Genomic DNA, 19,815 nt, shown 5'->3' with positions numbered 1-19,815 from the left:
CCTGTAAACGGGACAAAGTCGCTTCCATGCGCACCACGCTAGTGCCTTTCGTTGCCATCAAAAATGGGACGACCGTTCGTCGCTAAAAATATTCATTTAATATCAAATAGATAGAAACAATATCCGAGGATCACTGGCGCGCTTCCTGCTTGCCATCACCGGCATAGTTCCCTAGGGTTGTTCGCCATGTGGTCCTCTATTGCCCCTATCAGCTCGTTGCTGGGTGGGGTCGCGTTACTCCTCCTTGGCAATGGTCTGCTCAACACCCTACTGACCCTGCGTGGCGTTGCCGAAGGCTACTCCACCGGGATGCTCGGCCTGATCATGTCCGGGTACTTCGTCGGTTTTCTCCTCGGTACCTGGCTGGCTATTCCGCTGGTTCGTCGCGTTGGGCATATCCGTGCGTTTTCCTTTTGCGCCGCCCTCGCCGCGATCACCGCGCTGCTCCATGTGCTGATCGTCGACCCGTGGGTGTGGCTCGGCTTGCGGGTGCTCTACGGTCTGGCGCTGGTCAGCCTGTACATGGTCATAGAGAGTTGGCTCAACGCTCAGGTGCCCAACGACAAGCGCGGGCAGATGTTCGCGGTTTACATGGCGGTCAACCTGGGTGCCCTGGCTGCTGCTCAGCAGTTGCTGAACCTGGCCGACCCCGGTGAGTTCCTGCTCTTCGCCCTGGCGGCAATGCTGATCAGTGCGGCGCTGATGCCCATCACTCTAACCCGACAGCCGCAGCCCAGTGTGCCGGACACCCTGCATACCAACCTGCGCGCCATCGTCAGCATCGCACCGCTGTCGATTGCCGCAGCGGGTCTTTCCGGTCTGGCGCTCGGTGCGTTCTGGGGCATGGCGCCGGTGTATGCCAGCCTCAATGGCTTCGATGCCGCCGGAGTCGGCCTGATGATGAGCGCGACCATTCTCGGCGGCGCCCTGCTGCAGGTGCCGATCGGTCGCTTCTCCGATACCCACGACCGACGCTGGGTGCTGTTCTGGGTGGTCAGCGCTGCGGTGCTCGTCGCCCTGGCGATGAGCCTGCTACCTGCCGGTCGCCCGTTGCTGGCGCTGATGTTCCTGTTTGGCGGGCTGTCGTTCGCCATCTACCCCATCGCCGTGGCGCAATTGATCGACCAGTTGCACAGCGACGAGATCCTTTCCGGCTCCAGCAGCCTGCTGATGATCAATGGCGTTGGCTCCGTATGCGGGCCGCTGCTCGCCGGCCTGCTGATGCAATACAGCGGCGCCGCCGCGTTGCCACTGTATTTCGCGGCCACGCTGGGGCTGCTGGCGGCCTATACCTTTTATCGCCTGCGCCACGTCAGCGACCTGGTCACAGGTGAGCAGGCGCACTTCGTGCCGATGCTACGCACCAGCCATACCGTGCTGGAACTGATGCCGGACGCCCCTCCGGCAGACGATGACAGCGACCCGGACAACGATAACCCCGGCAGCGCGCAGGAGCGCGCGGCTACTTCGTCGTAGGCACACACACGCCTGCAGAACAGAGGCGCCAACCAGGCGCCCGCTTTACCCGTCGGCTGATGTCGGCGCTTGAACAGGGAGACAGCGCATGCTACTTGCAACCGATCTTGATGGAACCTTTCTCGCTGGCGATCCTGAGGATCGTCTCAGCCTTTACCAGACCATCGCCGCCCACCCGGAAATTCAGCTGGCCTACGTTACCGGTCGCAGCCTTGAAGCGGTCCTGCCGCTGCTGGCCGACCCGACCTTGCCACAACCGGACTTCATCATCGCCGACGTTGGCGCCACCTTCGTGCATGGCGACACTCTGCAACCCATTCAACAGCTGCAGAGCCAGGTCGATGCCCGCTGGCCGGGTGAAAGCCAGGTCGCTCAAGCCCTGGAAGGTTTCGGCCTAGAGCGTCAGGACGTGCCCCAGGCACGCCGCTGCTCCTACTTCTGCACGCCCGAACAGGCTGCCGACCCGGCTCTGGCCCTGGTCGCAGAAACGCTAGGTTGCGATCTGCTCTACTCCGCGGATCGCTACCTCGACTTTCTGCCCAAAGGCATTAACAAGGGCACCAGCCTTAAGGCGCTGGTCGACTGGCTGGGGATCGACGATGGCCAGGTATTGGCCTGTGGCGACACCCTCAATGACCTAAACATGCTCGACGGCACATACAAGGGCGTATGCGTTGGCGATTCCGAGCCGAATCTGCTCAAGGCCACCGAGCACCAGTCATGGATTCTGCAGGCGGACCGCCCAGGTTGCGGTGGCATTCTGCAGGCCTTCGTACATTTCGGCTTTCTCGGCGAACATGGCATCGCCGCGGAAAAACGCACGGCAACCAAACCGGGCCGGGCCGAACTGGTGATGGTCTATCACCGCCTGCCCTACGAAGAGCACCGCGTGGACGGCAAAGTACAGCGCCGCCGTCCAACCTCGCCCAACGGCATTATCCCCACGCTAATGAGCTTCTTCGGCGATTCGCGCCCTGGCTCCTGGGTCGCCTGGGCGGTTGACGAGGAAGGCGACGAGCCGTTCGAAACTCACACCACGGTGGACGCCGAGCGCTACCCGAAACTCACCGCCGCACGGGTAGCGCTGAGCAAGAGGGAAGTCGACATCTTCTACAAGCGCTTCTCCAAGGAAGCCTTCTGGCCGACGCTGCATACTTTCTGGGAACGTGCCCGCTTCGATGAAGATGACTGGCAGGTGTTTCTCAAGGTCAACCGAGCCTTCGCCGAGCGCACCGCCAAGGAAGCGGCGGAAGGCGCCATCGTCTGGCTGCACGACTACAACCTGTGGATGGTGCCGGGCTACCTGCGCGAACTGCGCCCGGACCTGCGAATCGCCTTCTTCCACCACACCTACTTCCCTTCGGCCGACGTATTCAACGTACTGCCGTGGCGCCGGCAGATCATCGGCAGCCTGCTGCAGTGCGACTACATCGGCTTCCATATCCCGCGTCAGGTAGAAAACTTCGTCGACGTGGCACGCGGCGTCACGCCGCTGCAAACGATCAGCCGACAGAACTGCGCACCGCGATTCATCACCTATGGTTGCGCCGTGGGCCTGGAGCGCATGACCACCGCCGTGGACACCGGCAGCCGCGTGGTCAAACTTGGCGCTCACCCGGTCGGCCTGGATATCGACCGGGTGCGCAACGCCCTTGCCCAGGAAAAAACTCGCGAGCAGATGGCCCATCTGCGCAGCGAGCTCAGTGGCATCAAGCTGGTGCTGTCCGTGGAGCGCCTGGATTACACCAAAGGCATCCTCGAAAAACTGCACGCCTACGAGCGGCTACTGGCGGACAACCCGGAGCTGCACAAGAAGATCACCCTCGTCAGCATCTGCGTACCGGCTGCGCGCGAGATGACAATCTACGACGAGCTGCAAGCGCAGATCGAGCAGGCGGTTGGTCGCATCAACGGCCGCTTCGCACGAATCGGCTGGACGCCGGTGCAGTTCTTCTTCCGCAGCTTTCCATTCGACGAGGTGGTGGCCTGGTACGCCATGGCCGACGTCATGTGGATCACCCCGCTGCGCGACGGCCTCAACCTGGTGGCCAAGGAGTTCGTCGCCACCCAAGGTCTGCTGGAAGGCCAGGGCGTATTGGCACTTTCGGAATTCGCCGGTGCCGCGGCGGAGCTCAAAGGCGCCCTTTTGACCAACCCGCATGACACGGCCGACCTGGCGCACACCTGCTACCTGGCGCTGAACATGCCCAAAGCCGAAGCCCGTGCGCGGATGCGTGAGCTGTTCGATATCGTTAACTACAACGATATCCGCCGCTGGGGCGACGAGTTCCTGGCAGGCGTGGCAGAGCCGGAGCCCGAGACAGTGCTGAAGCTGGCGGCAGGCTGAACCAAGGCAATATATCTGTGGGAGCGGGCCATGCCCGCGAAGCTTTTCGGGCGCATGGACTAGGCGTCCCCGCGCCCTCCCACAAATGCTGCTCTAGTTCAAAATCGCGAAGCGCTGCTCTGCGAGGCAGCCAACAACCAGCACCTGATATGCTGCGCGCCATTGCAAGTACGAGATGCGCAGCATGAAAGACATCCTGATCATCGGCATCGGCGCCGGTGACCCCGACTACCTCACCACCCAGGCGACCAAGGCGCTCAATCGCGCCGATGTGTTCTTTATCCTCGACAAGGGTGAAGCCAAGGACAAGCTGATCGCCTTGCGCCGCCTGATCCTTGATCGCTATATCGAGCCGGGCCGTAACTATCGCATCCTCGAAGCGACCAATCCCGAGCGCGAGCGCGATGTAGCCGACTACAACGCCAGTATCGACAGCCTGAATCGCGACAAACAGGCGGTGTTCGAGCAGTTGATCAGCCAATTGCAAGATGGCGAAATCGGCGCCTTTCTGGTCTGGGGCGACCCCTCGCTCTATGACAGCACCATCCGCATTCTCGACGGTGTGATCGAGGGCGGCATGCCTCTCGACTACGAAGTAATCCCCGGTATCACCAGCGTGCAGGCGCTCACCGCCCGCCACCGCATTCCCCTGAACCAAATCGGTCGTGCCGTGCAAATCACTACCGGCCGCCGCCTGCGCGAGGGCTGGCCAGAGGGCGTGGACAGCGTGGTAGTGATGCTCGACGCACAGGACAGCTTTCGCCACGTGATCAACGAAGACCTGCACATCTACTGGGGCGCTTATGTCGGCACGCCAGACGAGATTCTTATCGCCGGCAAGCTCGCTGATGTCGCTGAACACATCGCAGAAACCCGCGCCGCCGCACGCGAGGCAAACGGCTGGATCATGGACAGCTACCTGCTGCGCCGCGGTGGGCGCGAGGCCTGAGCGTAGTTGGCGATATCCCTGGGTATCGCTGCGCTCAACCACAGGCTACGTTTGGCGGTCGGCGGCCTGGCGTCGAGCGCAGCGACACTCAGGAAGCTTTATCAGCAGCGCTCGCGAAACAGTGCCTGATGTTCGCGGCACTGCTCGGCCGAGAGCATGAACACGCCATGGCCGCCACGGGCGAAGTCCAGCCAGGCGAAATCCACTTCGGGATACAGCGCCTCGACGTGCACCTGGCTGTTCCCAACCTCGACAATCAGCAGCCCTTTCTCGGTTAGGTGATCGGCTGCTTCCGCTAGCATCCGGCGCACCAGATCAAGACCGTCATCGCCACAGGCCAGGCCCATTTCCGGCTCGTGCTGATACTCAGCTGGCATGTCGGCGAAGTCTTCGGCATCGACATAAGGCGGGTTGGAGACGATCAGGTCGAAACGCTGCCCCGGCAGCCCGGCAAAACCGTCGCCCTGTACGGTGTACACGCGCTCTTCGAGGCCATGGCGTTCGATATTGCGGTTGGCCACTTCCAGCGCCTCGTAGGACAGATCGCCAAGCACCACTTCGGCGTCGAGAAACTCGTAAGCGCAGGCGATACCGATGCAGCCAGAACCGGTGCACAAGTCGAGAATCCGCGTCGGCTCACTCGCCAGCCACGGGCTGAAACGCTGCTCGATCAGCTCACCAATAGGTGAACGGGGCACCAACACGCGTTCGTCGACGATGAAGGGCAAGCCGCAGAACCAGGCTTCGCCGAGCAAATAGGCGGTGGGCACGCGATCCTCGATGCGGCGTTTGAGCAGGTCATGCAGATGCTGGTGCTCGTCGTCTTCGAGGCGGCAATCGAGGTAACCGTCGGCGATTTCCCAAGGCAGATGCAGGGCGCCGAGCACCAGCTGGCGAGCCTCATCCCAAGCGTTATCGGTGCCGTGCCCAAAGAACAGCTCTTCAGCCTGAAAACGGCTTACCGCCCAACGAATGTAATCACGCAAGGTACGCAGGCGAGTGTTCAGGGCTGGGCGGGCATCGGTCACGACAGGGCTCCGGGCAAAAGCCGACAGTTTAGCAGCCCTACCCCGGCAATCCAGCGCTACGCCTCATCTGCTCGACGATAAGCAGACATAAAGCGAGGAAAGCTGAAACGATTCATCTGCCCCACCCACATGACGCGGCAGCAATACAACCAACAGAGAGGTTCACAGCAACGTCATAGAGGCGGACAATGTGCACCGTTAACCGCGCCAGCAAGGAGTCGTACATGTCGTCCCACCCGCAAACGTTCTATCAGCTCACCGGTCGTGGCCACGCACCTGCCAACCTGAGCAATGCGACTCTACTGGTCATCGATGCCCAGGAAGAATATCGCAGCGGTGTGGTGCAGTTGCCAGGCCTGGACGCTGCCCTGGTTGAGATTGCCAAACTGCTGGACGCCGTACGGGCCCAGGGTGGAGCTATCGTGCATATCAAGCACCTGGGAATTCCGGGCGGCCTGCTCGACCCACGCGGCCCACGTGGCGACCACCTGCCGGAAGTCGCACCGCTGCCGGGTGAGATCGTCGTTGAGAAGCGCATGCCAAACGCCTTTTCCGGTACCGAGCTGCACGAGAAGCTGCAGTCGCTCGGCCATCTGGACCTGATCGTCTGTGGCTTCATGACTCACTCGAGCATCAGCACCACCATCCGCGCCACCAAGGATTACGGCTATCGCTGTACGGTGGTCGATGCCGCCTGCGCCACCCGCGACCTGCCGACGCCGGATGGCAAGGTGATCAGCGCTGCCGAGATGCACCGCGTGGAAATGATTGCCCTGGCCGACAACTTTGCCGCCTGGGTTCCAGACGCCAACGCCCTGTTGTAAGAACCAGTTCTACTGAGCCGCGCTGTTTGAACCCGCTACTACACTGCCAGTCATAGCGAGATGAGCCTTCAAGGAATTAGCGCATGAAGCACACCGACGGTTTCAACGCCAGCCATCTTCGTCCGCGACGCTCGTACAGCTGGCGGTTGCGCTTTGCCGCTGCGCTGACGGCAGTGTTCGCGGTACTGGGCATTCTTCTGATGATGGCGGGTACCGCGACGCTGTTGGGCCGCCCGCCGGCGCTGGGCAACCTCAATGATTCGACGGTCGACGCCAGCGTGCTGCTTGTGCTTGGCCTGGTACTGTTCTGGGGTGGAGTAGTGGGCTGGCGCAAATCCCGCCGACGCATGCGCCAGCGCCGCGCAGACCTGGCTATGTCCCCGCACCTGATGAAGAAACGCGACTGACCCGCCCTTCTCCGCTTGGTAAACTTGTCGCCCCCGGCGGAGGCTCCAATGCAAGACGATGACTTTTCCCTGTTCAAAGCCCAGCTGCAAGGCGTGAAGCCGATCAAGCATGATCGCGCGGACACCGGCAAGCCGAAGAGTGACCGTGCTCGCCTGGCAACCCTGCGCCAGGCTGCCACCCTGCGTACCGACACTATCAAGGTCGATGGCCTGTCTGATCAGTTCGTCATCGACGTGGGCGCTGAAGATGCGCTGTATTGGGTCGGCAACGGCGTGCAGGACGGCCAGATGCGCAAGCTCAAGCTCGGCCAGATTCCCTTCGATGGTAGCCTCGACCTGCACGGCATGAACGTGGAGAAGGCTCGCGATACTCTCTGGGAATTTCTCGCCGAGGCCACCAAGCTGGAAATTCGCTGCGTTCGTGTCACCCACGGCAAAGCCGTGCGCACCGATGGTCGCAAGCCGATGATAAAGAGCCATGTGAATACCTGGCTGCGTCAGCATCCGCAGGTACTGGGCTTCGCCTCGTGCATCGCCAAGCATGGCGGCAATGGCGCGGTTTACGTGATACTCAAACGCACCATGATGGATGGTCGCGACGAGTGACCACCAGGCGGTAACAGGCTCTTAAAGCCAAACGGCAGACAATAAAAAACCCGGCGCAAAGGCCGGGTTTTTCACCTCGCAAGCCTAACGATCAGACCGGCGCCTTGGCGCGGGACTTGTATTCGCCAGTACGGGTGTCGATCTCGATCCAGTCGCCGATTTCGCAGAAATCAGCCACTTTCACTTCGGTACCGTTGCTCAGCTTGGCTGGCTTCATCACCTTGCCGGAGGTGTCGCCACGAGCAGAACCTTCGGTGTAAGCCAGCTGACGCACGATGGTGGTCGGCAGGTCGACGGAGATTACTTTGCCTTCGAAGAACACAGCTTCGCAGACATCGTTCATGCCTTCTTCGATGAACGGCAGAACGCTTTCCAGGTCTTCGGCACGCAGCTCGTAAGAGTTGTATTCCGGATCCATGAATACGTAGTCGTCGCCGCTGATGTAAGACAGGTTCACTTCCTTGCGCTCAAGGATGACCGGCTCCATCTTGTCGTCGGCTTTGTAGACGGTTTCAGTCTTCGAGCCGTTCATCAGGTTCTTCAGCTTCATCTTGACGATGGCGCTGTTACGACCGGACTTGGTGAACTCGGCCTTTTGGATCAGCCATGGCTGGCCATCGATCAGGGCCACGCTGTTAGGCTTCATTTCTTGTGCGGTTTTCATACGAATATCCGGATCTGAATGGATTTACAAAATTCGAGGCCGCGTATCATAGCCAATTTCGGTAAAACTGCACCAGCGCTGCGGCAAGATCTGCACGTACCGCCTGGCGCCTGGCCCACTCCTGAGCATGTGCGGCAAGCTCAGCGTGGCACCTGAGCCAGGCATTCCAGCCATCGGCCATGGGCTTGCCGGCATTCCAGGCTCGCCACAGGGCCTGCAGCGCCGCACTGGCCTCGGCAGAAAACCCCTGGCAATACAGCGCCATGAACGCCTCCAGCTTGTCCCAATGTGCGCCTTCCTCCTGCGGGTAGATATGCCAGACGAGCGGTCGCCCGGCCCACTGCGCACGCACGAAGGAATCCTCACCGCGTACCAGATTCAGGTCACAGCACCAGAGCAACGCGTCGTATTGATCCTGCTGCATAAAAGGCAGCACCTGCACACGAAGTGCACCTCGCTCGACGGAAGTGCCGACTTCGGTGGCGTGACCTAGCCAGCCATGCAGATCGCCAAGAACTCTTCCCTCAGGAACCAGCAGGTGGCTGGGAGTGGCATCGTTTGCCAAGGCATCCAGCAAGCTGTGCAGCGCAGTATTCTCGTAGGCGAACAGAGAAATCAGCCGCGCACCGGTGGCAGGCCGTATGCCCATCGATTCGAGAAAGCGCTCGCGGACGCCAATGTCTCGTTGCAAGGCATCGCGGGCATCGAGGAGATCTCCCTCGCATAGCAGCCCGCCAGTGCCAGCGGTAAAACCGGGAAAGAAGAAGAACTTCTGCAAACCATTGCCTTGCATCGAAGGCAGACCATGGCAGCCCTCGATCCAGTCTTCGGCGCTCAGGTACTCCAGATTCAGCCAGAGCACCCGCGACGCACCCACGGACATCGCCTTCACATAATCGGCGGGCAACTCGCAGGCGAACGCCTCGATCACCACATCGGCCGGCTTAACAGCTTGCCAGATAGAATCCCAGCGAAGCACCTCAACGCCGTCCAAGTGCTGACAAACCGACTCTGCATTTGCGCGCGGGCAGATACGTGCCAGCGCAGCCAGATCATCGACCCACAGCCGCACCTCGGCGCCCTGCTCGGCCACCAGTTGCCGCGCCAGGCGCCAGGTCACGCCAATGTCGCCATAGTTGTCGACGACGCGGCAGAAAATGTCCCACTTCATCGCAGCATGTCCTTCACTGGGCCTCTGTCATTTCAGGCCTGAAGCCCGCCATTGACGGGCTCTCGAACACCTTGCTCGGCATCGCCCACGGGTTCGGCAACCTCGACACCGGGCACTACATCGGAAAGATCCTCCATACGCTCGTGCTCAAGCGCGCCCTGCACCAAATCTTCGGTTACCCGCAGCTCGGCACCGACCATCGAGGCCGGCGTGGCAGGCTCGAATGGTGCCACAGGCTGCGGCGCCGGGCGTAACTTGCGGCGCCAGAAAAACAGCAGCACGAGGCAGCCATTGAGCAGACTGAAGGCCAGAAAAAGCCCTGCGTCGCCATCGTGCTCCATAAGCGGGGAGATCATCAGCGGGCTGATGGCCGAGCCCAGCGAGTTGATCAGCAGCAGTCCCTGCACCATGCGCACCAGCGCCCCGGCCGGAGCCCGGTCCGCCGCATGGCTGACCGCCACAGGGTAGACGGCAAACACCCCGCCACCAAGCAGGAACAACAACACCATCAACAGCACTGGCGAGGACGGCAGAATCATGATCGCCAGAGAAATCAGCAGACAGAACAGGCTGAGTACGATCAGCACGCTCTGCCGATCATGCTGATCGGACCAGCGTCCGACCGGATACTGCAGCACCATGGCGCCAAGGATCACGCTGGCCATCATCTGGCCGACCTCGCTGACGCTCATGCCTATACGCTGCAGATACAGCGGCAACAGCGAATACACCGCCGCAATGGCGATACCCGAACCAAAGCAGCCAATCACTCCGGTTGGCGTCATGCGGATCAGTTGCTGCGGCAGCAGCGGTTCGACCTTCTCGACCAGCGGCGTAACCCGCGGAATGATGCCCATCGGCAATACCGATAACGAAGCCAGCAAGCCGGCCACCATAAAGGGCGCAGTTTCGCCCCAGGCATCTATCGCGCCCAGCTGCAGTTGGCCGAGCATGCCGGAGCCGTAGAGCGCCATCATGTACAGCGCCAGCAGGCGGCCACGTACCTTCTGGTCACCCGCCAGCAACATCCAGCTTTCCACGACGAGAAACACGCCGAGAATCGACCAGCCGGCTATCAGACGGAAAACGATCCAGGCCCACGGATCGAAAAACAGCCCCTGCAGCAGCACGCTGACGGCGGTCAACGAGGCGAAGCTGCTGTAGGCGCGGATATGGCCGATGCGCAGAATCAGGCGATCATTGAACAGTGCGCCCAGCGTCAAACCGATGAAGTAGGACGCGGAGACGATGCCGATCACCGTCGCCGACACCCCCGCCGCATCCAGGCGCAGCGTGGTCAGCGAAGAAATGAAGCCGTTGCCAATACTGATAATGAACAAACCGAGCAAAGGCCCAAGCGCCATGCCAAGTAGTTGCGACATAAAAACCTCGGAACGATGACGCCCCGCAGGCGCATCGGAAAAAGAATGCAATGATCGTTACGCGCAGCCCACACCGCACACACAAGAACGCCCGACGACAAGCGATGCTTGGCGGAGTAGCGGATGCTTTAGGGAAAGACGCCGTAGAAAACGGACGCCGAAGCCCAAAAGCCCGGCGGCTTTTGGTTTTTGATTTTGTTTGAAAGTGGCGGAATCAGCGGGAGCTGTAACGGTAAAAGCCGAAGGGCGCAGGCCGCCCCATCAAAGGCCGCGGACGATACACCAGCAAGCTAGAACGAACAATCCGCTCACCCATATCGCCGTGATAGGCCACTTAAATTGAATGCTGCTTACACAGACTTGAACGAAGTGAAGCTGCAACCTAGAGCTGGCTGCACACTCTCCTGCTTTAGCCTCTCTGGCGCCGAGCGCCATCCTCAAGCGCACGCTTCCAATCATCGGCATCAAGAAAGCCAACCACTTTTAGGGATTTAGAATTGGCAGACTTGGTGAAAAACAATGCGGTCCCATATTCGGGCGTTTCGGTGTCATAGCCGAGCGATTGCTCGAACGCGGAAATACAGCTGCTGTGGGTTACCAGAACCATATTCTTGCCTGGCACCTTACGCTCAAGCGCATCCTCGAGCATTGTTTCCCGACATTTGTACAACCAGTCTTCGTCGATACCTAGATCATCGAATACCAGCTCTTCGGTCTGCGCCGTGCGCGTGAGCGGGCTGTTATAGACATCTGTTTTGGAGAGCCCCAACTGCCCAAACCCCTCAGCCAACCATCCTCCAACCGGCACCGATCTTGAGGTGATTCCCTCGGTTCCTTCCAGGCATGGATAGTCCTCTTTGTCACAGCGTTCCAGGTGGCGCAGCAGGACGATGACATCGCCCTCTTCCCATTGGGCCAGGAGATTAGGCAGCTCATTGCTACGCTCTTCAGAAAGATCTTCGACCTCTGGGGGATGCATCACGAAAGCATCCAACGCCGTCGCCAAAAAAGCTGCCATACATGCGGCGAGTGCAACACGGCGTTGACGAGCACTCAGCTTGCTATACAAGCGCTGCGCCGGGCTCAGGAAGAAGGATTGCAGCATCAGAACTCCAGCTAGATCGCCTGGGTACGGTTTATAGGCGTGACCTGAACTGATCCCCCCTGTCACGAATAGTTCGCGAACGGGCTGCAGCGATTTGTAAGTTGGAGTACTCGTCGGCGCCTACTTGAGCCTTAGAATGTCTCGCCCCAGCGTTAATCGAAAGCTGGCCGGAAATCGCAGTACTCCCCAATAACGCCCTAGATTCCGGAAGCCAGAAACACAAAACCCCCGCTTCGCTAGGAATGACGGGGGTTTGCGTTGATTCGAAAGTGGCGGTGAAGAAGGGATTCGAACCCTTGATACGATTTCTCGTATACACACTTTCCAGGCGTGCTCCTTCAACCGCTCGGACACTTCACCGGATCTCGCCAGACATGCTGTCTGTCGAGGCGCGCTAATGTAATCGAAGGTTTGCCCAAAGGCAAAACTTTTTTCAGAAGATTCATACATTTAAGACAGCGGCAAACGAGCGGAAAGCCAGCCTCGCCTTGAAGCGCCGAATCATCGGGCAATCGCCAAACTACGCCGATGGCGTGCAAGCAATATCAGTAGTGGTTATCCGTCCAATCCATCATCGGCGCAACGCACAAATTCGACGGGGTTCCCTGCAGCCCCAGTGTCCAGCGTTTTTACCCTGACTTGTCGGTCACCCTTCGCGCTTTACCAGACCACGGCGTATGGGTAACGTCAGCCGCAATTTCACAATAAGGAGTCGACCATGAGCGACCTGATCAGCTACCACCTCGATGACGGCATCGCCACCCTGACACTCAATAACGGCAAGGTGAATGCCATCTCGCCTGCGGTGATCGATGCCCTCAACGCAGCCTTGGATCGTGCAACGCTGGACAAGGCCATCGTGGTCCTTACCGGCCAGCCCGGCATTCTCTCCGGCGGCTATGACCTCAAGGTGATGACCTCCGGCCCGCAGAACGCCATCGACCTGGTCGCTGCCGGATCGACGCTGGCGCGGCGTATGCTCGCCCACCCGTACCCGATCATCACCGCCTGCCCCGGCCATGCGGTAGCCAAGGGTGCGTTCCTGCTGCTCTCCAGTGATTACCGCATTGGTGTCGAGGGTGCATTCAGCATTGGCCTCAACGAAGTGCAGATCGGCATGACCATGCACCACGTCGGCATCGAACTGGCGCGTGATCGCCTGCGTAAATCCGCCTTCCACCGCTCGGTGATCAACGGCGAGATGTTCGACCCGCAAAGCGCAGTCGATGCAGGCTTTCTCGACAAGGTGGTACCGGCTGACCAACTGATGGACACTGCCCTGGCCGTGGCCGCGCAGTTCAAGAAGATCAACATGAACGCGCACCGCAAGACCAAACTCAAGGTTCGCGCCGCGCTGCTGGAAACACTCGACCAGTCCATCGAGCTGGACAAGCAGCACTCGCTGTAGATCTTACGAGGCAAAGGGGCTGAGCAAGCAGAAATAAGCAGGTAAGCTGCCGTCCATAATCATGCACGGGGCAAATCATGGGCGAACTGGTCGCAGCAGCGGTGTACAGCAAGGGTCGCAAGGTCAGCGACATTCACCTTGATGAAGGCCGCGAGTGGGCCAGCAAACCTGAGCATTTTGTGTGGATCGGCCTGCATGATCCAGGCAGCGAGGAGCTTGGCAATCTGCAACAGCAGTTCAATTTGCACGAACTGGCCTTGGAGGATGCGCTGCAACGGCACACTCGCCCCAAACTGGAAATCTTCGGTGATGCGCTGTTTCTGGTGCTCTATTCGCCTGTGCAGGTCGGTGGCGAACTGACCTTCGTGGAAACCCAACTGTTCGCCGGCAAGGGCTACGTGATCAGCGCCCGCTACGGGGAATCCACGCCCTACACCAAGGTGCGTCAGCGTTGCGAGGCCAGGCCTCTGCTGCTTGAGCATGGCGAAGATTTTGTGCTCTACGCACTGATCAGCTTCATCATCGAGAATTACCGACCGCTGATGGACATCTACTACGCGGAGCTGGAGCAACTCGAACAAACCGTACTTGAATGCGCCATGACCCATGGCGAGGTAGTGCGCATTCAGCAGTTACGTCGTGATCTGCTGCGCCTACGACGCAACATCGGCCCACTGGCAGAAATCTGTCAGGAATTGCAGCACCTGGACTTTCCGTTCATCGACAAAAACATGCGCCCGTACTTTCGCGACGTGGCCATTCACGTCAATCGCCTACTCGAAGACCTGACCAACCTTCGCGAGATGGCCGACCACGCCATCGAAGTCGGCTTGTTGCTGGAGTCGTCCCGACAGAGCGTAGTGCAGCGCAAGTTCGCCGCCTGGGCAGCGATTCTTGCCTTCCCTACCGCAGTCGCTGGCATCTATGGCATGAACTTCCACAATATGCCCGAGCTGAACTGGCAGTATGGCTACTTCGCTGTTCTGGGCGTAATTGGTGTCGGCTGCCTCGGTTTGTACGCGAGCTTCCGGCATTACGGCTGGCTGTAGCGGAGCGAGGGCACGCTGCTAAAGCGTGCACCCAACTCAACACGCTTACTGGCGCATGCCGCGGCCGCTGACCAGCAGACGCACGCACAGTACATACAGCACCGCTGTGGCGACCAGCATAAAGCCGATTGCGGTGCCGATGCGGATATCCGATACGCCGAGAATACCGTAGCGGAAGGCATTGACCATGTGCAGCACCGGGTTGGCCATCGACACGGTCTGCCAGAACGGCGGCAGCAGAGTGATTGAATAGAACACGCCGCCCAGATAGGTCAGCGGCGTCAGCACGAACGTCGGGATGATCGAGATATCGTCGAAGTTGCGCGCGAACACTGCGTTGACGAAGCCGCCCAGCGAGAAGATCGTCGCCGTCAGCAGTACCACCAGCACTGTCAGCCCAAGGTGATGCACCTGCAGGTGGGTGAAGAACAGCGAGAGTATCGTCACGATCACGCCCACTGCTAAGCCACGCAGCACGCCGCCGGTGACGTAACCGATAAGGATGGTGTGCGGCGACACCGGCGACACCATCAGCTCCTCGACAGAGCGCTGGAACTTGCTACCAAAGAAGCTAGAAACCACGTTGCCGTAGCTGTTGGTGATCACCGACATCATGATGAGCCCCGGCACGATGTACTCCATGTAGGTGAAGCCACCCATGTCGCCGATCTGCCGGCCGATCAGGTTGCCGAAGATCACGAAGTACAGAACCATGGTGATCGCTGGCGGCAGCAAGGTCTGCGGCCAGATGCGCATGAAACGGCGCACTTCGCGGTAAACGATGGTACGCAAGGCCACCAGGTTGGCGCTGAATTCGGACTGCTCGTGATTCATACGGCCACCTTCGACAGATTCTTCTCGACCAGAGACACGAACAGCTCCTCCAGGCGGTTGCTCTTGTTACGCAGGCTCAACACCTCGATGTTGTGCGCCGCCAGTTGCCGGAACAGCTCGGTAACACCCTGGCTTTTGTCCACCTGCACTTCGAGGGTATGGGCGTCGACCAGCTTGGCGGGATAACCGACAAATTGCGGAACAGCGAGCAGATCGTGTTTCAGATCGAGCAAGAACGTCTCGACGTGCAGCTTGCCCAGCAGTGCCTTCATGCTGGTGTTCTCGACAATCCGCCCATGGTCGATGATGCCGATATTGCGGCACAGCTGCTCGGCCTCCTCGAGGTAATGGGTGGTCAGAATGATGGTGATGCCCTGCTGGTTCAGATCAGTAAGGAAGCTCCACATCGAGCGACGTAGCTCGATATCGACCCCAGCAGTCGGTTCGTCGAGGATCAGCAAGCGCGGCTGATGCACCAGCGCGCGGGCGATCATCAGGCGGCGCTTCATGCCGCCGGACAGCTCGCGCGAGGCGACATTGCGCTTCTCCCACAAGCCCAGCTGATTGAGGTACTGCTCGGCCCGCTCTTTGGCGAGGCGCGCCGGGATGCCGTAATAGCCAGCCTGGGTCACGACGATGTCGAAGACCTTCTCGAACTGGTTGAAGTTGAATTCCTGGGGCACCACGCCGATGCAGCGCTTGAGCGCGGCAGGCTGGGCATCCAGATCATGGCCGAACACGTTGACCGTGCCACTGGACTTGTTCACCAGCGTGGAGAGGATGCCAATGGTGGTGGATTTGCCGGCGCCATTGGGGCCCAGCAATGCGAAGAAATCACCTTCGGCCACATCGAGATCGAGGCCGTGCAACGCAGTGAAGCCATTGCCATAGGTTTTGATCAGCTGTCGGATCGACAGAGCAGTACTCATAGAAGATACGCACGCATTGAAAATGACAGGGTTTAGATGGGGGTGCCGGGCAAACATTGCAACGCAATTGCGCTGTCAGGGCGCTTCTAAAAACGTAGGCGAGGCAGTCATCGCAAGGCGAAAACAGGCGAAAAAGCGGACTGTACAGCCTGTAAATGAGCATTTTGAGCCTGTTTTCAACGCGGCGATGACAACGCAGGTAGTTTTTAGAGGTGCCCTCAGGTCAGTTCGGTCATCACCGCACGCTGATAGGCCGGGCGCTCGCACAACCGCGCATACCAGGCTTGCAGATTGGGCTGCGGCGGCCGCTCGATAGGCATTTCGAACCAGGCGTAAATAAAGCTGCCCAGCGGGATATCGCCCATGCCGAAGCTGTCGCCAGACAAATAGTCATGTTCGCCCAGCGCTCGCTCGGGCAGCTCAAGAAGAGCGATGCAACGCTGCCGGGCAGCTTCGATTACCGCAGGATTGCGCTGCTCGACTGGCGTACGCAGAACGCCCCAGAACAAGTCGCGAAATTCGCCGGCAAAGCTAGAGGTCGTCCAGTCCATCCACTTGTCGCCATGGGCACGACTGGCAGGATCTTCGCGGTAGAGACTGCCGGGCGCATAGGCTGCAGCCAAATAACGCACGATGCTGTTGGACTCCCATAGCACCAGGTCGCCATCCTCGATCATCGGCACGCGCCCGTTGGGATTGCGCGCCAGGTACTCGGGCTGGTCGACTACACCAAACGAGCCACCGGCCTCGAGCCGCTCATAGGCGACGCCGGCTTCTTCGGCGCACCAAAGCGCCTTGCGTACGTTGCTGGAATTCTTGCGACCCCATATTTTCAGCATCACCAATCGTCCTTATCAGAGTCCTGCCTGCCAAGAGGCTGACAACCCTATCACTCTGCTCGCAAGAAGGAAGCGGGCGACGATGATGTTGGCTATCGACCTCGTTTATGGAGCAGGCAAACAGCACCATTCAGCAGCTGACCAACAGGTCATCCGCGGATGCGATTTGTTATACGAACTCGCCGACCTACAACGGGGTCACTATCGGGAACGTGGCGGGCCATCTCTTGCCGGAAGCGCCCTGTTACGCCCCTGTCGGCAAGGTCTACCCAAGCCGACTACGATTATGGCGGCACACGCCGTTCTGCTGTCGCCATCACGGAGGATTCTGCATGCTCGCTGTCTGGTTGCTCGTTCTGGTTCTCGGTACGGCCTATCTGGCCCACCGCCGCACGGCTCCCCTGCCCGCCCTGGCAATAGTTGCTGCCTACCTGCTAATCATGGGGGCCTACAGCCATGCTCCAGGCTGGCTGCTGGTGATCTTCTGGCTGCTGTGGCTGGCAGTCGCCATTCCGCTCGCATTGCCGGATCTGCGCCGCAAGAACTTCACCGCGCCACTGTTCGCGTGGTTCCAGAAGGTGCTGCCGCCGATGTCGGCCACCGAGAAGGATGCCATTGAGGCAGGCACTGTCTGGTGGGATGGCGAACTGTTCAGAGGCCGTCCGGACTGGGACAAGCTGCTGGCCTATCCGAAGGCCAAGCTGACCGCCGAAGAACAGGCGTTCATCGATGGCCCCACTGAAGAGCTGTGCGCCATGGTCAGCGAGTGGGAAATCGGCCAGCGTATGGACCTACCGCCTAAAGCCTGGGAGCACATCAAGCAGCACGGTTTCTTCGCTCTGATCATTCCCAAGGAATATGGCGGCAAGGGCTTTTCCGCCTACGCCCACTCCCAGGTCGCAATGAAGCTGGCCACCCGCAGCGGTGACCTGGCCTCCACCGTAATGGTGCCCAACTCCCTGGGCCCGGCCGAACTGCTGCTGCATTACGGCACCGAAGAACAGCGCAATCATTACCTGCCCCGCCTGGCCCGTGGCGAAGACATCCCCTGCTTCGCCCTGACCGGCCCACTGGCAGGCTCCGACGCCGGCGCCATGCCCGACAGCGGTGTGATCTGCAAAGGCCAATGGAACGGTGAAGAAGTCATCGGCCTGCGCCTGAACTGGGAAAAGCGCTACATCACCCTCGGCCCGGTCGCGACGCTGCTTGGTGTCGCCTTCAAGGCATATGACCCGGAGCACCTGCTGGGCGACAAGGAAGAACTGGGCATCAGCCTGGCGCTGATTCCAACCGACACCCCCGGCGTGGAAATCGGCCGCCGCCACATGCCGCTGGGCGCCGCCTTCATGAACGGCCCCAATTCCGGCAAGGATGTATTTGTACCGTTGGACTACCTGATCGGCGGGCCGGACTACCTCGGCAAAGGCTGGATGATGCTGATGAACTGCCTGTCGGTAGGTCGCTCCATCTCCCTACCCGCGGTCGGCACCGGCGCCGCCAAGTACACCAGCCTGGTCACAGGCCAGTACAGCCAGGTGCGCGAGCAGTTCAACGTGCCGCTGTCGGCCTTCGAAGGCATTCAGGAAGCCTTGGCGCGCATCGGCGGCAACGCCTGGCTGATGGACAGCGCGCGCATCCTCACCGCCAATGCGGTGGATCTGGGCGAGAAACCGTCGGTGCTGTCGGCGATCCTCAAGTACCACCTCACCGAGCGCGGGCGCGAGTGCATCACCCACGCCATGGACGTGCACGGCGGTAAAGGCATCATCATGGGCCCGAGCAACTACCTGGGCCGCTCGTGGCAAGGCGCGCCGATCTTCATCACCGTCGAGGGCGCCAACATCCTTTCACGCAACCTGATGATCTTCGGCCAGGGCGCAATCCGCTGCCATCCTTATGTGCTCAAGGAAATGGCCCTGGCCAACCGTGAAGACCGTGAACAGGCGCTGGTGGAGTTCGACGACCTGCTGATGCAACACATTGGCTTTGCCGTCAGCAACGCCGCCAGCACACTGATCCTGAGCCTCAGCATGGGCCTGCTCGGTAAGGTACCGGGGGATCGCATCAGCCGCCCCTACTTCCGCGCTCTCAATCGCCTGAGCGCCGCCTTCGCCATGCTGGCCGACCTCAGTATGATGCTGCTGGGCGGTGAGCTGAAACGTCGCGAACGCCTGTCAGCGCGCCTGGGAGACGTGCTCAGCCATCTGTATCTGGCCTCTGCGGCTCTGAAGCGCTATCACGATCAGGACTACCCGGAGCACGTCCGTCCGCTGTTGCATTGGGCGCTCGAGGAGAGCCTGGGCAAGGCCGAGGACGCCATCGACGCCCTGCTCAATAACTTCCCCAATCGCTTCCTGGGGAGCGCCCTGCGCGTGCTGGTGTTCCCCTTCGGCCGTCGTCACCAGGGCCCGGACGATCACCTCGATGCTCAGGTCGCGGCGATCATCGGCCGCAACGCTGGCGATCCGGCCCTCGAAGAGCTACTCGAAGGCTGCTTCCGCCCCAGCGCGACGGAAGATCCGGTTGGCGCCCTGCAACATGCTTTCAACCTGCTGCAGGAGGTAGCGCCACTGCAGAAGAAACTGCACAAGGCCGTCAAAGCTGGTCAGGTCAAAGAAACGCCCGGGCAAAACGAGATCGAGACGGCGGTCGCCGCTGGCGTACTCACACCCGAAGAAGGCCAGCAACTGCAACGCGCCGAGCTCGCTCGCCGCGTGGTGATCGATGTCGATGACTTCAGCAAGGAAGAGCTGCTGCCCACCGAGGGCAAAGTCAGGTAGCCAAACTGCAGAGACGA

At 60.2% G+C, this 19,815-nt stretch carries 17 protein-coding genes and 1 tRNA gene; 9 read left to right on the top strand and 9 right to left on the bottom strand.

All coding sequences use genetic code 11. The features are described 5' to 3' along the window. Positions 1–186: 186 nt before the first annotated feature. From BUC40_RS09840 to cobF, 3 genes are all read left to right on the top strand, one after another. Positions 187–1,476: an MFS transporter gene (locus tag BUC40_RS09840; RefSeq protein WP_073265092.1), complete on the top strand. Its 1,290-nt coding sequence runs from the start codon at positions 187–189 to the stop codon at positions 1,474–1,476. Positions 1,477–1,564: 88 nt separating this feature from the next. Then, entirely contained in the window at positions 1,565–3,823 is a 2,259-nt protein-coding gene (ggpS, locus tag BUC40_RS09835; RefSeq protein ID WP_073265090.1) for a glucosylglycerol-phosphate synthase, read from the top strand. Positions 3,824–4,007: 184 nt separating this feature from the next. Beyond that, positions 4,008–4,772, top strand: a complete 765-nt coding sequence (cobF, locus tag BUC40_RS09830) for a precorrin-6A synthase (deacetylating) (protein WP_073265088.1) — start codon at positions 4,008–4,010, stop codon at positions 4,770–4,772. Between the two features lie 101 nt (positions 4,773–4,873). Here the strand turns inward: cobF and prmB are convergent, their stop codons facing one another. Further along, entirely contained in the window at positions 4,874–5,800 is a 927-nt protein-coding gene (gene prmB / locus BUC40_RS09825; RefSeq protein ID WP_425272921.1) for a 50S ribosomal protein L3 N(5)-glutamine methyltransferase, read from the bottom strand. Positions 5,801–6,024: 224 nt separating this feature from the next. On the opposite strand from prmB, the gene BUC40_RS09820 reads away from it, so the two are divergent. From BUC40_RS09820 to BUC40_RS09810, 3 genes are all read left to right on the top strand, one after another. Then, a complete protein-coding gene (locus tag BUC40_RS09820; RefSeq protein ID WP_073265086.1) occupies positions 6,025–6,624 on the top strand; it encodes a cysteine hydrolase family protein in 600 nt (199 codons plus the stop codon). An 83-nt stretch (positions 6,625–6,707) separates the two neighbouring features. Then, the gene (locus tag BUC40_RS09815; protein WP_073265083.1) at positions 6,708–7,031 is read left to right on the top strand and encodes a hypothetical protein; all 324 of its coding nucleotides are present in this window, start codon (positions 6,708–6,710) and stop codon (positions 7,029–7,031) included. Positions 7,032–7,079: 48 nt separating this feature from the next. Then, positions 7,080–7,637 (top strand): Smr/MutS family protein, encoded by a 558-nt coding sequence (locus BUC40_RS09810; protein WP_073265081.1) that lies wholly within the window; start codon positions 7,080–7,082, stop codon positions 7,635–7,637. Between the two features lie 91 nt (positions 7,638–7,728). On the opposite strand, the gene efp is transcribed toward BUC40_RS09810, so the two are convergent. From efp to BUC40_RS09785, 5 genes are all read right to left on the bottom strand, one after another. Next, positions 7,729–8,301: an elongation factor P gene (gene efp, locus BUC40_RS09805; RefSeq protein WP_073265079.1), complete on the bottom strand. Its 573-nt coding sequence runs from the start codon at positions 8,299–8,301 to the stop codon at positions 7,729–7,731. A 46-nt stretch (positions 8,302–8,347) separates the two neighbouring features. Next, positions 8,348–9,472 (bottom strand): elongation factor P maturation arginine rhamnosyltransferase EarP, encoded by a 1,125-nt coding sequence (gene earP / locus BUC40_RS09800; protein WP_073265077.1) that lies wholly within the window; start codon positions 9,470–9,472, stop codon positions 8,348–8,350. Positions 9,473–9,504: 32 nt separating this feature from the next. After that, positions 9,505–10,854, bottom strand: a complete 1,350-nt coding sequence (locus BUC40_RS09795; protein ID WP_073265075.1) for an MFS transporter — start codon at positions 10,852–10,854, stop codon at positions 9,505–9,507. A 409-nt stretch (positions 10,855–11,263) separates the two neighbouring features. Continuing rightward, on the bottom strand, positions 11,264–11,959 hold the full coding sequence (gene pmrG / locus BUC40_RS09790; RefSeq protein WP_083593420.1) for a lipopolysaccharide core heptose(II)-phosphate phosphatase PmrG: 696 nt from the start codon (positions 11,957–11,959) through the stop codon (positions 11,264–11,266). A 270-nt stretch (positions 11,960–12,229) separates the two neighbouring features. Next, positions 12,230–12,319, bottom strand: a tRNA-Ser gene (locus BUC40_RS09785). Positions 12,320–12,677: 358 nt separating this feature from the next. Here BUC40_RS09785 and BUC40_RS09780 point away from each other — a divergent pair. Then, on the top strand, positions 12,678–13,367 hold the full coding sequence (locus BUC40_RS09780) for a crotonase/enoyl-CoA hydratase family protein (RefSeq protein WP_073265073.1): 690 nt from the start codon (positions 12,678–12,680) through the stop codon (positions 13,365–13,367). A 77-nt stretch (positions 13,368–13,444) separates the two neighbouring features. Continuing rightward, positions 13,445–14,416, top strand: a complete 972-nt coding sequence (locus BUC40_RS09775; protein WP_073265071.1) for a magnesium and cobalt transport protein CorA — start codon at positions 13,445–13,447, stop codon at positions 14,414–14,416. 45 nt (positions 14,417–14,461) lie between these two features. Here BUC40_RS09775 and BUC40_RS09770 read toward each other — a convergent pair whose 3' ends face one another. The 3 genes from BUC40_RS09770 to BUC40_RS09760 all read right to left on the bottom strand — a co-directional run bounded on the left by BUC40_RS09770 (position 14,462) and on the right by BUC40_RS09760 (position 17,018). Further along, positions 14,462–15,250: an ABC transporter permease gene (locus BUC40_RS09770; protein WP_073265069.1), complete on the bottom strand. Its 789-nt coding sequence runs from the start codon at positions 15,248–15,250 to the stop codon at positions 14,462–14,464. Continuing rightward, positions 15,247–16,179 (bottom strand): ABC transporter ATP-binding protein, encoded by a 933-nt coding sequence (locus BUC40_RS09765; RefSeq protein WP_073265067.1) that lies wholly within the window; start codon positions 16,177–16,179, stop codon positions 15,247–15,249. The genes BUC40_RS09770 and BUC40_RS09765 overlap by 4 nt, the downstream gene beginning before the upstream one ends. Before the next feature lie 218 nt (positions 16,180–16,397). Next, positions 16,398–17,018 carry a glutathione S-transferase family protein gene (locus BUC40_RS09760; protein ID WP_073265065.1) on the bottom strand — a complete coding sequence of 207 codons (621 nt, stop codon included), beginning with the start codon at positions 17,016–17,018 and terminating at the stop codon, positions 16,398–16,400. A gap of 332 nt (positions 17,019–17,350) precedes the next feature. Between BUC40_RS09760 and BUC40_RS09755 the strand changes: the two genes are divergently transcribed. Further along, positions 17,351–19,798: an acyl-CoA dehydrogenase gene (locus BUC40_RS09755; RefSeq protein ID WP_073265063.1), complete on the top strand. Its 2,448-nt coding sequence runs from the start codon at positions 17,351–17,353 to the stop codon at positions 19,796–19,798. Positions 19,799–19,815: the final 17 nt, after the last annotated feature.

This window comes from Phytopseudomonas punonensis, from assembly GCF_900142655.1.
Classification (GTDB): Bacteria; Pseudomonadota; Gammaproteobacteria; order Pseudomonadales; family Pseudomonadaceae; genus Aquipseudomonas; species Aquipseudomonas punonensis.
This window is presented reverse-complemented; position numbering and strand designations above follow the sequence as displayed.

Excerpts from the sequence above, each read along its gene's own strand:
- BUC40_RS09840 (WP_073265092.1), top strand. The coding sequence starts at position 187 with ATGTGGTCCTCTATTGCCCCTATCAGCTCGTTGCTGGGTGGGGTCGCG.
- ggpS (WP_073265090.1), top strand. The coding sequence starts at position 1,565 with ATGCTACTTGCAACCGATCTTGATGGAACCTTTCTCGCTGGCGATCCT.
- cobF (WP_073265088.1), top strand. The coding sequence starts at position 4,008 with ATGAAAGACATCCTGATCATCGGCATCGGCGCCGGTGACCCCGACTAC.
- BUC40_RS09820 (WP_073265086.1), top strand. The coding sequence starts at position 6,025 with ATGTCGTCCCACCCGCAAACGTTCTATCAGCTCACCGGTCGTGGCCAC.
- BUC40_RS09815 (WP_073265083.1), top strand. The coding sequence starts at position 6,708 with ATGAAGCACACCGACGGTTTCAACGCCAGCCATCTTCGTCCGCGACGC.
- BUC40_RS09810 (WP_073265081.1), top strand. The coding sequence starts at position 7,080 with ATGCAAGACGATGACTTTTCCCTGTTCAAAGCCCAGCTGCAAGGCGTG.
- efp (WP_073265079.1), bottom strand. The coding sequence starts at position 8,301 with ATGAAAACCGCACAAGAAATGAAGCCTAACAGCGTGGCCCTGATCGAT.
- earP (WP_073265077.1), bottom strand. The coding sequence starts at position 9,472 with ATGAAGTGGGACATTTTCTGCCGCGTCGTCGACAACTATGGCGACATT.
- BUC40_RS09795 (WP_073265075.1), bottom strand. The coding sequence starts at position 10,854 with ATGTCGCAACTACTTGGCATGGCGCTTGGGCCTTTGCTCGGTTTGTTC.
- pmrG (WP_083593420.1), bottom strand. The coding sequence starts at position 11,959 with ATGCTGCAATCCTTCTTCCTGAGCCCGGCGCAGCGCTTGTATAGCAAG.
- BUC40_RS09780 (WP_073265073.1), top strand. The coding sequence starts at position 12,678 with ATGAGCGACCTGATCAGCTACCACCTCGATGACGGCATCGCCACCCTG.
- BUC40_RS09775 (WP_073265071.1), top strand. The coding sequence starts at position 13,445 with ATGGGCGAACTGGTCGCAGCAGCGGTGTACAGCAAGGGTCGCAAGGTC.
- BUC40_RS09770 (WP_073265069.1), bottom strand. The coding sequence starts at position 15,250 with ATGAATCACGAGCAGTCCGAATTCAGCGCCAACCTGGTGGCCTTGCGT.
- BUC40_RS09765 (WP_073265067.1), bottom strand. The coding sequence starts at position 16,179 with ATGAGTACTGCTCTGTCGATCCGACAGCTGATCAAAACCTATGGCAAT.
- BUC40_RS09760 (WP_073265065.1), bottom strand. The coding sequence starts at position 17,018 with ATGCTGAAAATATGGGGTCGCAAGAATTCCAGCAACGTACGCAAGGCG.
- BUC40_RS09755 (WP_073265063.1), top strand. The coding sequence starts at position 17,351 with ATGCTCGCTGTCTGGTTGCTCGTTCTGGTTCTCGGTACGGCCTATCTG.